Annotated in this window: 12 protein-coding genes; 9 read left to right on the forward strand and 3 right to left on the reverse strand. The window is 70.7% G+C overall.

Annotated elements, in window-relative coordinates; all coding sequences use genetic code 11:
• Positions 1 to 2: 2 nt before the first annotated feature.
• The 6 genes from ACX114_RS13130 to ACX114_RS13155 all read left to right on the forward strand — a co-directional run bounded on the left by ACX114_RS13130 (position 3) and on the right by ACX114_RS13155 (position 5806).
• A complete protein-coding gene (locus ACX114_RS13130; protein ID WP_459298073.1) occupies positions 3 to 875 on the forward strand; it encodes a CheR family methyltransferase in 873 nt (290 codons plus the stop codon).
• Entirely contained in the window at positions 875 to 1918 is a 1044-nt protein-coding gene (gene cheB, locus ACX114_RS13135; protein ID WP_459298075.1) for a chemotaxis-specific protein-glutamate methyltransferase CheB, read from the forward strand. The genes ACX114_RS13130 and cheB overlap by 1 nt, the downstream gene beginning before the upstream one ends.
• A 69-nt stretch (positions 1919 to 1987) precedes the next feature.
• Positions 1988 to 2371, forward strand: a complete 384-nt coding sequence (locus ACX114_RS13140; protein WP_459298077.1) for a response regulator — start codon at positions 1988 to 1990, stop codon at positions 2369 to 2371.
• A gap of 27 nt (positions 2372 to 2398) precedes the next feature.
• Entirely contained in the window at positions 2399 to 3172 is a 774-nt protein-coding gene (locus ACX114_RS13145) for an ABC transporter ATP-binding protein (protein WP_459298079.1), read from the forward strand.
• Complete coding sequence (locus tag ACX114_RS13150; protein ID WP_459298081.1) at positions 3169 to 4890, forward strand: putative ABC exporter domain-containing protein; 1722 nt, start codon at positions 3169 to 3171, stop codon at positions 4888 to 4890. The genes ACX114_RS13145 and ACX114_RS13150 overlap by 4 nt, the downstream gene beginning before the upstream one ends.
• 25 nt (positions 4891 to 4915) lie before the next feature.
• The gene (locus tag ACX114_RS13155; protein ID WP_459298083.1) at positions 4916 to 5806 is read left to right on the forward strand and encodes an NAD(P)-dependent oxidoreductase; all 891 of its coding nucleotides are present in this window, start codon (positions 4916 to 4918) and stop codon (positions 5804 to 5806) included.
• Positions 5807 to 5813: 7 nt separating this feature from the next.
• Here the strand turns inward: ACX114_RS13155 and asnS are convergent, their stop codons facing one another.
• Positions 5814 to 7214, reverse strand: a complete 1401-nt coding sequence (gene asnS / locus ACX114_RS13160) for an asparagine--tRNA ligase (RefSeq protein ID WP_206797941.1) — start codon at positions 7212 to 7214, stop codon at positions 5814 to 5816.
• A gap of 219 nt (positions 7215 to 7433) precedes the next feature.
• Here asnS and leuS point away from each other — a divergent pair, with 219 nt between their 5' ends.
• The 3 genes from leuS to lptE all read left to right on the forward strand — a co-directional run bounded on the left by leuS (position 7434) and on the right by lptE (position 11099).
• On the forward strand, positions 7434 to 9935 hold the full coding sequence (gene leuS, locus ACX114_RS13165; protein ID WP_459298085.1) for a leucine--tRNA ligase: 2502 nt from the start codon (positions 7434 to 7436) through the stop codon (positions 9933 to 9935).
• 41 nt (positions 9936 to 9976) lie between these two features.
• On the forward strand, positions 9977 to 10546 hold the full coding sequence (locus ACX114_RS13170) for a hypothetical protein (protein WP_459298087.1): 570 nt from the start codon (positions 9977 to 9979) through the stop codon (positions 10544 to 10546).
• A 67-nt stretch (positions 10547 to 10613) separates the two neighbouring features.
• Positions 10614 to 11099: an LPS assembly lipoprotein LptE gene (lptE, locus tag ACX114_RS13175; protein ID WP_459298089.1), complete on the forward strand. Its 486-nt coding sequence runs from the start codon at positions 10614 to 10616 to the stop codon at positions 11097 to 11099.
• A gap of 46 nt (positions 11100 to 11145) precedes the next feature.
• Here the strand turns inward: lptE and rpsT are convergent, their stop codons facing one another.
• Both rpsT and mazG read right to left on the reverse strand, forming a co-directional pair.
• Complete coding sequence (gene rpsT / locus ACX114_RS13180) at positions 11146 to 11412, reverse strand: 30S ribosomal protein S20 (RefSeq protein WP_120550834.1); 267 nt, start codon at positions 11410 to 11412, stop codon at positions 11146 to 11148.
• A 172-nt stretch (positions 11413 to 11584) separates the two neighbouring features.
• On the reverse strand, positions 11585 to 12769 hold the full coding sequence (gene mazG, locus ACX114_RS13185; RefSeq protein WP_459298091.1) for a nucleoside triphosphate pyrophosphohydrolase: 1185 nt from the start codon (positions 12767 to 12769) through the stop codon (positions 11585 to 11587).
• Position 12770 lies beyond the last annotated feature (1 nt).

The raw sequence follows: 12770 nt of genomic DNA on the forward strand, positions 1-12770 counted from the left end.
GGATGCCACGCTTCGACGAGGGCCGCCCGGAGATGACGCTGGAGGAGTTCCGGCTGCTGCGCGACCACGTCTACGCGCACTGCGGAATCCTCATCCACGAGAACATGAAGTTCGTGATGGAGCGCCGGCTGTGGCCCCGGCTGGAGGCGCTGGGGATCCAGGACTTCGGCTCCTATCACCGCTACCTCCGCTACGACGCCCAGCGCAGCGCGGAGCTGGAAGCGGCGGTGGAGTCCCTCACCACGCACGAGACGTACTTCTTCCGCGAACCCGCGCAGCTCAAGGCCTTCTGCGAGGAGTTGCTCCCCATCCTGGAGAAGCGCAACGCGCACACGCGGCGGCTGCGGCTGTGGTCGGCGGGGTGTTCCTCCGGTGAGGAGGCGTACACGCTGGCCATGCTGCTCAAGGAGAGCGGCCGCTTCAACGACTGGGACGTGGAGGTCCTGGGCACGGACCTGTCGCGCCGCGTGCTGGCCGTGGCCCGCCGCGCCGAGTACGGCCCCAGCGCGCTGCGCGCGACGCCTCCGGATCTGCTGGAGCGTTACTTCATCCCCGTGGGCGTGAACCGCGTCCGCGTGCGCGATGACGTGAAGGCGTGGGTGAACTTCGGGCACCACAACCTGTCGGACGTGGCGGGCAGCCAGCTGGTGCCGCGCTCGGACGTCGTCTTCTGCCGCAACGTGATGATCTACTTCGACCTGGCCGCGCGCCGCCGCGTGCTGGGCGTCATCCGCGACCGGCTCTGTCCCGGGGGCTACCTGCTCCTGGGCCACGCGGAGAACCTGCTCAGCCTGGGCGCGGACTTCGAATTGGTGCACCTGAAGGGCGACCTCGTCTACCGCCGGCCCGAGTTTCCGGGCGGGGAGGGCCGCTGATGGCACGCCCGCTCACGGTGCTCGTCATCGACGACTCGGCCACCAACCGCCGCACGCTCACCACGCTGCTGGAGTCCTCGCAGGAGGTGATGGTGCTGGACTGGGCCCAGGACGGCGAGGAGGGGCTCAAGAAGGTCCTGGACCTGAAGCCCGACGTGGTGACGCTGGACCTGGAGATGCCCCGGCTGGGCGGCCACACCTTCCTGCGGCTGCTCATGCGCGCGGCGCCCACGCCCGTCATCGTCATCTCCAGCTACGCGCACAGCTCGGACGTGGGCAAGGCGCTGGAGCTGGGCGCGTTCGACTTCATCGCCAAGCCGCCCCAGGGCACGCCCGCGGCGCTGGAGCACCTGCGGCGCGAGCTGCTCGACAAGGTGCTCGCGGTGCGCAACGCGAAGTCCGGGGGGCGCCAGGGGGCCGCGCCGCGTCCCTCGCTGCTGACGGGGGAGGTGCCGCAGGTCATCGCCGTGGGCGCGTCCACGGGCGGGCCTCCCGCGGTGCAGCGGCTGCTGGAGGGGCTGGCCGTCGAGCCGGCCGTCAGCGTGCTGGTGGGCCAGCACATGCCCTCGCAGTTCACCAAGGCCTTCGCGGAGCGGTTGGATCGCATCGGCCCCTTCACGGTGAGGGAGGCGTGCGAGGGCGACGTGGTGAAGCCGGGCCACGTCTACATCGCGCCGGGAGGCCGCCACCTGGTGCTGTCGGACCGCACCGGACGCCTGGAGCTGCGCACGCCGTCGCCGGTGCCCACGGACAAGTACGCGCCGTCGGTGGACCGGCTCTTCGAGAGCGCGGCGGAGGTGCTGGGCCCGCGCGCGGTGGCGGTGGTGCTGACGGGGATGGGCGCGGACGGGGCGCAGGGCGTGCGCGCGGTCCGCCGCGAGGGCGGCGAGACGTGGGCCGAGTCCGAGGACTCGGCGGTGGTGTACGGCATGCCCAAGGAGGCCATCGCCACGGGCGCGGTGAGCCGGGTGCTGGCCCTGGACGCCATCGGGACGGAGCTGGCCGCGCTGGTGCGCCGCCGCAGGCAGTCCGGCGGGCAGTGAATCGGTGGCTGCATGACAGCCGCCGCACAATCCCGGGCCGGCCGGCGTGCGGGTGCTAGGCTGGTGTCCATGTCGCAGCAGATCCGCGCACTGGTGGTGGATGACTCGCAGGCCATGCGCCGCAGCATCATGTACGCGCTCCAGCGCCTGGCCGACGTGGTCTGCATCGAGGCACAGGACGGCGTGGAGGGGCTGAAGAAGCTCTCCACGCAGGGCCGCTTCGACCTGGTGATGACGGACATCAACATGCCGTTGATGGACGGGCTGAAGCTCATCCACCACATCCGCCAGACGGAAGACCACCGGGCGGTGCCCATCGTCGTGGTGACGACGGAGGGCGCGGCGGCGGACCGGGAGCGGGCCATGGCGCTGGGGGCCACAGCCTACCTGGTGAAGCCCGTGCAGGCCCGCGTGGTGCTGGACACGGTGAAGGAACTGCTGAAGCTCGGCTGAGCTTCGACAGGCATTCCAAGGGCACGCATGGAACCGGCGTTGGACGTCGAGGGGCTGGAGAAGACGTACGGCGCGGTGCGGGCGGTGCGAGGCCTGTCCTTCCAGGTGGCCCCGGGCGAGGTGCTGGGCCTCGTGGGACCCAACGGCGCGGGCAAGACGTCCACGCTGCGCTGCCTGGCCGGCATCCTCCCACCCTCTCAGGGGCGCGTGCGGGTGGCGGGCTTCGACGTGGCCCAGGCGCCGGTGGAGGCGAAGCGCCAGCTGGCCTTCCTCCCGGACGAGCCGCGCTTCTTCGAGTACCTCACCGTCTGGGAGCACCTGAATTTCACCGCGCGCCTCTACGGCGTGGAGGACTGGGAGGCGCGGGGCCGCGCGCTCCTGGAGGAGATGGAGCTCACGGGCCGGGAGAAGTCGCTGCCGGGCGAGCTGTCGCGAGGCATGAAGCAGAAGCTGTCCATCGCGTGCGGCTTCCTGCACCAGCCCCGGCTCATCCTCCTGGATGAGCCGCTGACGGGGTTGGATCCGCTGGGCATCCGCCGCATGAAGGCCTCGCTGCGCCGCCGCGCGGAGGAGGGCACGGCGCTGGTGCTGTCGTCGCACCTGCTCCCGCTGGTGGAGGAGCTGTGCCACCGGCTGCTCGTCATCGCCGGAGGGCGCGCGGTGGCGCTGGGCTCGCTGCCGGAGATCCGCGAGCAGATGGCGGGCGGAGCCGGGGACGGCGCGTCGCTGGAGGAGCTGTTCGTGCGCATCACCAGCGCGGCGTCGGAGGAGGCGCGGGCGCGGGGGAACGAACCGGCGTGAGCTTCCCGAGCGCGGTGGCGTTCCTCTGGGTGAGGACGTGGCGCAACCGGGTGGTGCGCCAGGTGCAGCGGCTGAAGCGTCCGCGCTACCTCCTGGGCGCGCTGGTGGGGCTCGCGTACCTGTACTCGCTGGTGGGCCGCAGCGTCTTCGTCCAGGGCACGGGCCGAGCGGTGTCTCCCAACGCGCGGCTGTTCGCGGAGTTCTCGCTGGAGGTCTCCGTGCTGGGCACGCTGGTGACGGCGTGGGTGCTGGGCACGGACCGGCCCGCGCTGACCTTCACGCAGACGGAGGTGCAGACCTTCTTCGCCGCGCCCGTCACGCGCAAGGCGCTCTTGCACTACAAGCTGCTGCGAGGCCTCTTGAGCGCGATGCTCGCGGCGCTGGCGGCGACCTTCTTCGTGGGACGCTTCACCAGTCCCCGCCCGGTGCTCTTCTTCCTGGGCGCGGCGCTGGCCATGGGGACGCTCTACCTGCACGGCACGGCGGCGTCCTTCGTGCGCGCGTGGCTCGTGTCGCAAGGCCGCTGGGGCAGCGCGGTGCGGTGGGCCATCGTGGCGGGGGTCCTGGTGGCGGGGATGGGCACGCTGCTGTCCACGCTGCGCGATTACCCCCTGCCGGAGAACCTCTCCCGCCCCTTCGCCGTGCGCGAGTGGCTGCGCGATGTGCTCGACGCCCCTGGACCCCGGGCGGTGCTGTGGCCGGGCCGGGCGCTGGTGGCCCCCGCGATGGCGCGAAGCTGGGAGGGCTTCCTGCGCTACCTGCCCGCGTCGCTGGCGCTGCTGGTGGCGCACTACGCCTGGGTGCTCGCGGTGGAGGTGCCCTTCGAGGACTCAGCGGTGGCCGGGGCGGAGGCACGGACGCGGCGGCGGGAGCAGCGGGCCGCGCGCTCGGGCTCCATCCGTGTCGGCAAGGTGCCCTTCGTGCTGAAGGCCCGGGGGCGGCCGGAGGTCGCGCTCCTGTGGAAGAACCTCATCGCGCGCAGGCGCATGGGCAGCGGGCTGGTGATGCTGCTGGCCTTCGGGGTGCTGGGTGCGGTGTTCGCGCTGGTGATGGGGGACACACGGCTGTTCTCCAACAGCCGTGAGTTCCTGGGGCCCATGGCCCTGATGGTCGCGCTGGCCATGGCCGTGATTGGCCCGAGCGCGTTCCGCACCGACCTGCGCATGGACCTGCCGAAGCTGGAGCTCCTGCGCGCGCTGCCGCTCACGGGGCGGCAGGTGGTGGGCGCGGAGCTGGCGGCGTCCGCGCTGACGTTGGGCGTGGCGCAGTGGGTGATGCTGCTCGTGGCGCTGGTGCTGGGCGTGGGCGCGGACGACGTGACGCTCGCGCCGTGGTCCACGCCGGTGGTGCTGGGCCTGCTACCGGTGTTGCCGGCGCTGGGCCTGGCGGGGCTGTTCGTGCAGAACGCGGCGGTGGTGCTGCTTCCCGCGTGGATTCCCGCGGACTCCGAACGGGCGCGAGGCGTGGAGGCGCTGGGCCAGCGGTTGCTCACGCTGGTGGGCACGTTGGTGGTGACGTTCCTGGGACTGTTGCCGGCAGCCGTGGTGGCCCTCCTCGTGGGCTATCCGCTGTTCACTGTCATGGGGCGCTGGGCGGTTCCGCTCGCGGGGCTGGCGGCGGCGGGAGCACTCTTCGCGGAGGTGGCGCTGGGCGTCGCCGTCCTGGGCCGCGCCTTCGAGCGGCTGGACGTGTCGGAAGAACAGTCGAACGAAGCGTGAACGCGAGCACGAAGGGAGCATCTCCATGAAGGTCGGCTTCATCGGGTTGGGGAACATGGGCACGCCGATGGCGAAGAACCTCGCCGGCGCGGGCCATGAGCTCGTCGTCTGGAACCGCACCGCCTCCAAGGCGGATCCGCTGAAGGAGCAGGGCGCGCGCGTGGCGAAGACGCCCGCGGAGGCCGCCCGGGACGCGGAGGTCGTCGTGTCCATGCTCGCGGATGACCACGCCGCGGAAGAGGCCGTGCTGGGCAAGGACGGCATCGTCAGCGCCCTGCCGAAGAGCGCCATCCACGTCTCCTCCAGCACCATCTCCGTCGCGTTGTCGGAGCGCCTGACGAAGGCGCACACGGACGCGGGGCAGGGCTACGTCTCCGCCCCCGTCTTCGGCCGGCCCGAAGCCGCCGCGGGCAAGCAACTCTGGGTCGTCGCCGCGGGCCCGAAGGCGCAGGTGGAGCGCGTGCGTCCGCTGCTCACGGCGCTGGGGCGCGGCCTCACGGAATTGGGGGAACGGCCCGCCGCCGCGAACACGGTGAAGCTGTCCGGCAACTTCCTCATCGCGTCGATGATGGAGGCCCTGTCGGAGGCCTTCGCGCTCGCGGAGAAGTGCGGCGTGGAGCGCGCCGCGTTCCTGGACGTCTTCAAGTCCGTCTTCGCCAAGGCGCCCATCTTCGAGAACTACGCGGGCGCCATCGCGAAGGGGCAGTACTCGCCCGCGGGCTTCGCGCTGCGCCTGGGGCTCAAGGACGTGTCGCTGGCGCTCGAAGCGGGAAGGGCCGCCGAGGTGCCCCTCCCGCTGGCCAGCCTGCTGCGAGACCACTTCCTCACCGGCGTTGCCCAGGGGCGCGGCGATGAGGACTGGTCCGCGCTCGGCGCGCTCGCGCAGGAGCGCGCCGGCATCACGAAGAAGTCCTGAGCCCGGACTAGAACGTCGCGGAGCCCGGGACGCGCGGGTAGGGGATGGCGTCCCGGATGTTCTGCAGGCCGCACATGTAGACGATGAGCCGCTCGAACCCCAGACCGAAGCCCGCGTGCGGCACCGTGCCGTAGCGGCGCAGGTCGCGGTACCACTGGTAATGCGCGGGATCGAGGCCGAACTTCTTCATGCGCGCGTCCAGCACGTCCAGGCGCTCCTCGCGCTGGCTGCCGCCGATGATCTCGCCGATGCCCGGGGCGAGCACGTCCATCGCGGCCACGGTCTTCCCGTCGTCGTTGATGCGCATGTAGAAGGCCTTGATGGCCTCCGGGTAGTTCATCACCACCACGGGCCGGCCCACGTGCTCCTCGGTGAGGTAGCGCTCGTGCTCCGTCTGGAGGTCCTTGCCCCACTCCGGCGCGTACTCGAACTTCTTCTTCGCCTTCTGGAGGATGGAGACGGCCTCCGTGTAGTCGATGCGCTCGAAGCTGGAGCCGATGAACTTCTCCATCCGCTCCGTGACGCCCTTCTGCTGGCGCTCCTCGAAGAACTTCATGTCCGGCGCGCACTCCTCCAGCACGGCCTTGAACACGTACTTGAGGAACCGCTCCGCCAAGAGCGCGTCCTCGTTGAGGTCCGCGAAGGCGATCTCCGGCTCGATCATCCAGAACTCGGCCAGGTGCCGCGTGGTGTTGCTGTTCTCCGCGCGGAACGTGGGGCCGAACGTGTAGACCTTGGACATGGCCAGGCAGTACGCCTCCACGTTCAATTGCCCGGACACGGTGAGGTAGGCCTCCTTGCCGAAGAAGTCCTTGCCCCAGTCAATCTTGCCGTTTTCGCCGCGCGGCGGGTTGTGCGCGTCCAGCGTGGACACGCGGAACATCTGGCCGGCGCCCTCCGCGTCGCTCGCGGTGATGATGGGCGTGTTCACCCAGCAGAAGCCCTCGCCGTGGAAGAAGCGGTGCACCGCCTGCGCCGCCGCGTTGCGCACGCGGGTGATGGCCCCGAAGGTGTTGGTGCGCACGCGCAGGTGCGCCACCTCCCGCAGGAACTCCAGCGAGTGCTGCTTCGGCTGGATGGGGTAGGTGTCCGGGTCGTCCACCAGGCCCAGCACCTGGACTTCATCCGCCTGGATCTCGAAGGCCTGCCCCTTGCCCTGGGACTGCACCAGCGTGCCCCGGCAGATGACGGAGGCGCCCGCGGTGAGGTGCAGGACCTCCTTCTCGTAATTGGGCAGCGAATTGGGCGCGACGACCTGGATGGGGTCGAAGACCGACCCGTCGCTCACGTTCACGAAGCTGATGCCCGCCTTGGAGTCGCGGCGCGTCCGCACCCAGCCGCGCACCTCCACCTTCGAGCCCGCTTCGACGGCCCCCGACAGGGCCTTCTTCACACTCACGACCTGCATGGTGCTCTCCCTCATGCTCCAGACCGGGAAGGCGAGTTAGTCGCGCCCGGGCCCGAGGGCAAGCACCGAGCGAGGCCCCCACCCCGGCCCGGGGCCGGCCTGGTCCCCGTCCCTCCGGCTTTCCCGGTCAGGGCCCCGGGGGCGCCAGCCGTCCAGGCTTTCGACGCGCCAAGACTTGTTGCCCGCGTGTCCTACCTCCCGCTAAGAGTCCGAAAAGCCATGGCGATGAACGAGCGTTACGAGCCGCAGTCGATTGAAGGAAAGTGGCAGACCCGCTGGGAGCAGGAGGGCCTCTTCCGGGCAGGCAGGCGTCCGGATGCCCCGAAGAAGTACGTCCTGGAGATGCTGCCGTACCCCAGTGGCCAGATGCACATGGGGCATGTGCGCAACTACCTCATCGGGGACGTCTACGCGCGCTACTACCAGATGCGCGGCTTCGACGTGCTGCACCCCATGGGCTGGGACGCCTTCGGCCTGCCGGCGGAGAACGCGGCCATCAAGGACGGCGTCCACCCGGCCATCCGTACCCGCGAGAACATCGAGTCGTTCAAGGCGGAGATCAAGACGCTCGGCTACAGCTACGACTGGACGCGCGAGGTCAACACCAGCCAGCCGGAGTACTACCGCTGGAACCAGTGGTTCTTCCTCCAGATGCTCGAGCGCGGGCTCGTCTATCGCCGCTTCAGCAAGGTGAACTGGTGTACCGGCTGCCTCACCGTCATCGCCAACGAGCAGGTGAAGGACGGCCGCTGCGAGCGCTGTGACTCCGAGGTGCAGGACAAGGAGATGCCCGAGTGGGCGTTCCGCATCACGAAGTACTCGCAGGACCTGCTCGACGCGCTCGACACGCTCAAGGAGTGGCCGGACCGCATCACCTCCGCCCAGCGCAACTGGATTGGCCGCTCGGACGGCGCGGAGGTGGACTTCCGCGTGCAGGGGCATGACGCTGGACTGCGCGTCTTCACCACCCGCGTGGACACGCTCTTCGGCTGCACCTACGTGGTGCTCGCGCCGGACCACAAGCTCGTGGCCCAGGTGACGACGGCGGACCGCCGCGCTGACGTGGACGCGTTCGCGAAGAAGATGGCCGCGCAGAACAAGACGGAGCGGCTGGGCGAGGACGCGGAGAAGGAGGGCGTCTTCACCGGCGGCTACGCGCTCAATCCGGTGACGGGCCAGCCGGTGCCCATCTGGATCGCCAACTTCGTGGTGAGCGACTACGGCACCGGCGCGGTGATGAGCGTGCCGGCGCACGACGCGCGCGACTTCGCCTTCGCGCGCAAGTACTCGCTGCCCGTGCGCGTGGTCATCCAGCCCGCGTCCGGCGACAAGCTCGGCGCCGGGGAGACGCTCGACGCGGCGTACACGGAGGACGGCGTCCTCGTGGACTCCGGTGACTTCACCGGCATGCCTTCGGCCGAAGCGCGCGTGAAACTCGCGGCGAAGCTGGAGTCGCAGGGGCAGGGCAAGGCCACGGTGACGTACCGCCAGAAGGACTGGGGCTTCAGCCGCCAGCGCTACTGGGGCACGCCCATCCCCATCGTCTACTGCGAGAAGTGCGACCCCGAGCGCAAGGGCATCCCCGTCCCGGTGGATCAGCTCCCGGTGCGGCTGCCGGACATCGACACGCAGGCGGTGCTCACCGGCAAGGGGGAGCCGCCGCTCGCGAAGGTGCCCGGGTTCGTCAACGCGACCTGCCCGAAGTGCGGCGGCACCGCGCGGCGGGAGACGGAGACGATGGACACCTTCGTCGACTCCTGCTGGTACTTCGCGCGCTACCTCTCCCCGAAGTACGACGTGGCGCCCTTCGACCCGAAGGAGGGCAAGCGCTGGCTCCCCGTGGACATCTACGTGGGCGGCCCCGAGCACGGCGTGATGCACCTGCTCTACTTCCGCTTCTGGACCCGGGTGATGAAGCTCCTCGGGCTGTCGCCGGTGGACGAGCCCGTCACGCGGCTCATCACCCAGGGCATCGTCAACGGCGCGGACGGCCGGAAGATGGGCAAGCGCTATGGCAACGGCGTGGCGCCCAACACCATCGTGGCGAAGTACGGCGCGGATACGGCGCGCACCTACGTGCTCTTCGCGGGCCCGCCGGAGCGCGACTTCGACTGGTCCCACGAGCAGGTGGAGGGTGTGTTCCGCTTCCTCAAGCGCGTGTGGACGCTGGCCGCCACGCACCAGGCCTCCTCGGCGGAGGCCACGCACTCGGGCCCCTACGAGGGCAAGGCGCTGGAGACGCGCCGCGCGGCGCACAAGTGCGTCAAGCGCGTGACGGAGGCCATCGAGCGCCTGTCCTTCAACACCGCCGTCGCCGGCGTCATGGAGTGCGTGAACGCGCTCTACGCGGTGGGCACGCCGGAGACGCCCGCGGAGAAGGCCGCCATGGGCGAGGCGGTGCGGCTGCTCGCGCGCATCCTCACGCCCATCGCGCCGCACATCGCGGACGAGCTGGCGGAGGCCTACGGCGCGAAGGGGTCCACCGTCACGGAGGCCTGGCCGGAGTTCGACCCGGCGCTGGTGGTGGACGACGTGATTCCGTACGCCGTGCAGGTGAACGGCAAGCTGCGCGCGGAGGTGCGCGTGGCGGCGGACGCGGGCGAGGCGGACGTGCGCGCGGCGGCGGAGGCGGACGACAAGGTGAAGGCCGCGCTTGAAGGCAAGACGCTGCGCAAGTTCGTCTTCGTCCCCAAGCGGCTGGTGAACTTCGTCGTCGGCTGACGGCGGGAGAGGGAGAGGCGGTGCCCGCGGAAGTGCTCGTCATGTGCTCCGCCTGCGGGCGCCCCCAGTCGGCGGCCCGGCGCCGCTGTGCCTTCTGCAACGCGGAGCTGCCGGAGGCGCCCCTGCCGCCCCGGTCCCGCGAACCTTCGGAGTCGCCCGCGCCGTTCTCGGGCGTCACCCCGCTGGCGCTGGATCTGGGCAACCGGCGCGCCCTGGCGGTCAACGACACGCGGTTGTCGTTCCAGGGGCGCCCGGGCGGAGGCCCGACGCTCGACGTGCCCTGGGCGAGGGTGCGGCGGCTGAAGTGGCACACGCGGCCCTACTTCGAATCACTGGGGCTGCTCGCCTTCACCGCGCTGGGCCTCTTCTGGGCGCCGACGCAGGCGGTGCGGATCATGGCCCTGGTGGCGGGCGTCATCGGCCTGGGGCTCACGGCGCTGTACCGCCACCATGGGCTCACGCTGGAGCTGGATGACGGCACGCGGATGCAGTGGCCCCTGGGCATGGCGCTGAAGGGCTCGGCCCGCGAGGGAGGGCTCACCGCGGCCCGCGCCACGCTGACGGATGCCGCGCGCATGCGGGGCGTGCCGCTGGCCGGCTCCGGCGCTTGACGGTGGATCGCGGCCGGGTAGGGTGCGCGCCATGCGGCCCTCAAGGAACGCGGTTCAGGCGGGTGCGGTGAAGGCGTTCCGGTGGGGCGTGGTGGCGACGGCGATGCTGGGGGCCGGGTGCGGCTACCGCTTCAGCCCGTGGGGCTCCGCGCTGCCGGAGGGCGCGGGCCAGGTGTGCGCGCCCATCTTCGCCAACGAGACGCCGGAGCCCGCGCTGGAGAACCTCTTCACGCGCTACCTGCGGCAGAACCTCATCGAAGCGGGCCGGCTGGCCACCGCTCCGAACTGCACGTCCACGATTGAAGGGGCGGTGCTCAACGTCTGGGCGTCCCCGACCATCATCGGCAACAACTACCGCGTCTCCACCACGGTGCGGTTGCGCCTCGTGAAGGAGGGGCAACTGCTCGGGGAGACGGTGGTGTCGGGGACCGAGGACTACCTCCAGGGACGCGGAAACGTCCTGGAAGCCGAGGCCAACCGTCAGGCCGCGCTGGCGCGCCTGGCGGAGTTGCTCATGCGCGACGGCTACGATCGGCTGGCCAGCACCTGGTGAGGACCGGGGAGCCCGGTCCTCGACGCGCGGTGGTGCTACGGGACGACTAGGCCTTCGCCTTCGCGGCGGCCTTGGCCAGCCGGGAGATGCGGCGCGCGGCGGTGCGCTTGTGCAGGACGCCCTTGCTGGCCGCCTTGTTGAGGGTCTTGGAAGCCGCCTTCAGCGCGTCCGTCGTCTTCGAACCGTCCTTGGAGGCAATGGCCTCGCGGGCGGACTTGACGGCGTCCTTCACGGTCGTCCGGACGTTCACGTTCCGGGCGCGGCGCTTCAGGGACTGGCGGTAACGCTTCTCTGCGGACTTGGTGTTCGCCAAGGCAATGCTCCAGCGGAAGGCAAGGCAAGGAAAAAGAGGGGCCGTCCTTACTGCGACGCCCCCGTTGCGTCAAGGCACGCGTGCGATCGCGATCAGGATTTCCAGTTCCGGAACCCCTGGGAGGCCTCCGGAATGCCTCCCGGGGCCCCACCGACGCTTCACGCCGGAAGAATCATGCCGGCGGGGCGGCGTATTCCCACCGCAACCCGGCGGGATCCACGAACTGGAAGCCCGCCTCGGCGTTGGCGCACGGCACCAGGCGCCCCGGATGGTGGGCCCGGAACAGCTCCAGGAGCCGGGCGACCCCCGCGGAAGAGGGGGCCTCCAGGGTGAGGGCGAGGGCGGACCCGGTCTGCCCCTGGGCGCCCGGCATGAAGACGAGCCCCAGCCCCGCGCCCGTGTAGGCCGCCGTGCCGTCCGTCGTCCGGGCGGGAGTCCAGCCCAGCCAGGAGGCCAGCTCGTCCCAGAAGGCCCGCTGGGCCGCCACGTCCGGCACGGCCAGGCGCAGGGTGGCCACGGACGCGCGCGGCGGATGGCTGGGCGGGGGCAGCGCCTTCTCCACGGCCTTCGCGGCCTGCCAGTGGCGCTCCATGTGCGCCAGCGTGGCGCCGCCGAAGGGGACGTTCTCCTCGTTCAGCTTCGCCTCGATGTACTGGAAGCGGGTGACGAAGCGGCGCGTGGCCATGCGCAGCGCGTCCTCCGCGGGCGTCTTCACGAAGCGCGCGAGGTTCGCGAGCGAGAACAGGACATCCCCCAGCTCGTGCTCGATGGCGTTCCGGTCGCCCGACGCGATGGCCTCGTCCAACTCGCGCAGCTCCTCGTCCAGCTTGCCGCGCACCCCGGCCAGGTCCGGCCAGTCGAAGCCGATGCGGCTGGCCTTCTCCGTCAGGCGCTCCGCACGAAGGAGGGACGGGGCCGCGGTGGGCACGCCGTCCAGGACGGAGCCCGCGCGCCCGGTCTTCTTCTTGCGCTCCTCCGCCTTCAGTTGCGCCCAGTTGGCCAGCACCTGCTCGGCGCCGTTCACCTGCTGATCTCCAAACACATGCGGGTGCCGGCTGGTGAGCTTGTTGCTGATCGCCGCGCAGACGTCCGCCATCGTGAACTCGCCCAGCTCCGCCGCCAGCTGCGCGTGGAAGACAATCTGGAAGAGCAGATCCCCCAGTTCTTCACACAGCGGGCGCCAGGGGCCGCCGTCGGCGACGCGGTCCATTTCATCCAGGACCTCGAATGCCTCCTCGGTCAGGTAGGGGCGCAGCGAGCGCAGGTCCTGCTCGCGGTCCCACGGGCAGCCACCCTCGGCCCGAAGGCGCCGCATGATCTCCACCAGCCGTTCCAGCTCGTTTCCAGGCGCCGCCATT

Source organism: Corallococcus sp. M7 (assembly GCF_054512695.1).

Excerpts from the sequence above, each read along its gene's own strand:
- cheB (WP_459298075.1), top strand. The coding sequence starts at position 875 with ATGGCACGCCCGCTCACGGTGCTCGTCATCGACGACTCGGCCACCAAC.
- asnS (WP_206797941.1), bottom strand. The coding sequence starts at position 7,214 with ATGCAGGTCGTGAGTGTGAAGAAGGCCCTGTCGGGGGCCGTCGAAGCG.
- leuS (WP_459298085.1), top strand. The coding sequence starts at position 7,434 with ATGGCGATGAACGAGCGTTACGAGCCGCAGTCGATTGAAGGAAAGTGG.
- ACX114_RS13130 (WP_459298073.1), top strand. The coding sequence starts at position 3 with ATGCCACGCTTCGACGAGGGCCGCCCGGAGATGACGCTGGAGGAGTTC.
- ACX114_RS13145 (WP_459298079.1), top strand. The coding sequence starts at position 2,399 with ATGGAACCGGCGTTGGACGTCGAGGGGCTGGAGAAGACGTACGGCGCG.
- mazG (WP_459298091.1), bottom strand. The coding sequence starts at position 12,769 with ATGGCGGCGCCTGGAAACGAGCTGGAACGGCTGGTGGAGATCATGCGG.
- ACX114_RS13170 (WP_459298087.1), top strand. The coding sequence starts at position 9,977 with ATGTGCTCCGCCTGCGGGCGCCCCCAGTCGGCGGCCCGGCGCCGCTGT.
- ACX114_RS13155 (WP_459298083.1), top strand. The coding sequence starts at position 4,916 with ATGAAGGTCGGCTTCATCGGGTTGGGGAACATGGGCACGCCGATGGCG.
- ACX114_RS13140 (WP_459298077.1), top strand. The coding sequence starts at position 1,988 with ATGTCGCAGCAGATCCGCGCACTGGTGGTGGATGACTCGCAGGCCATG.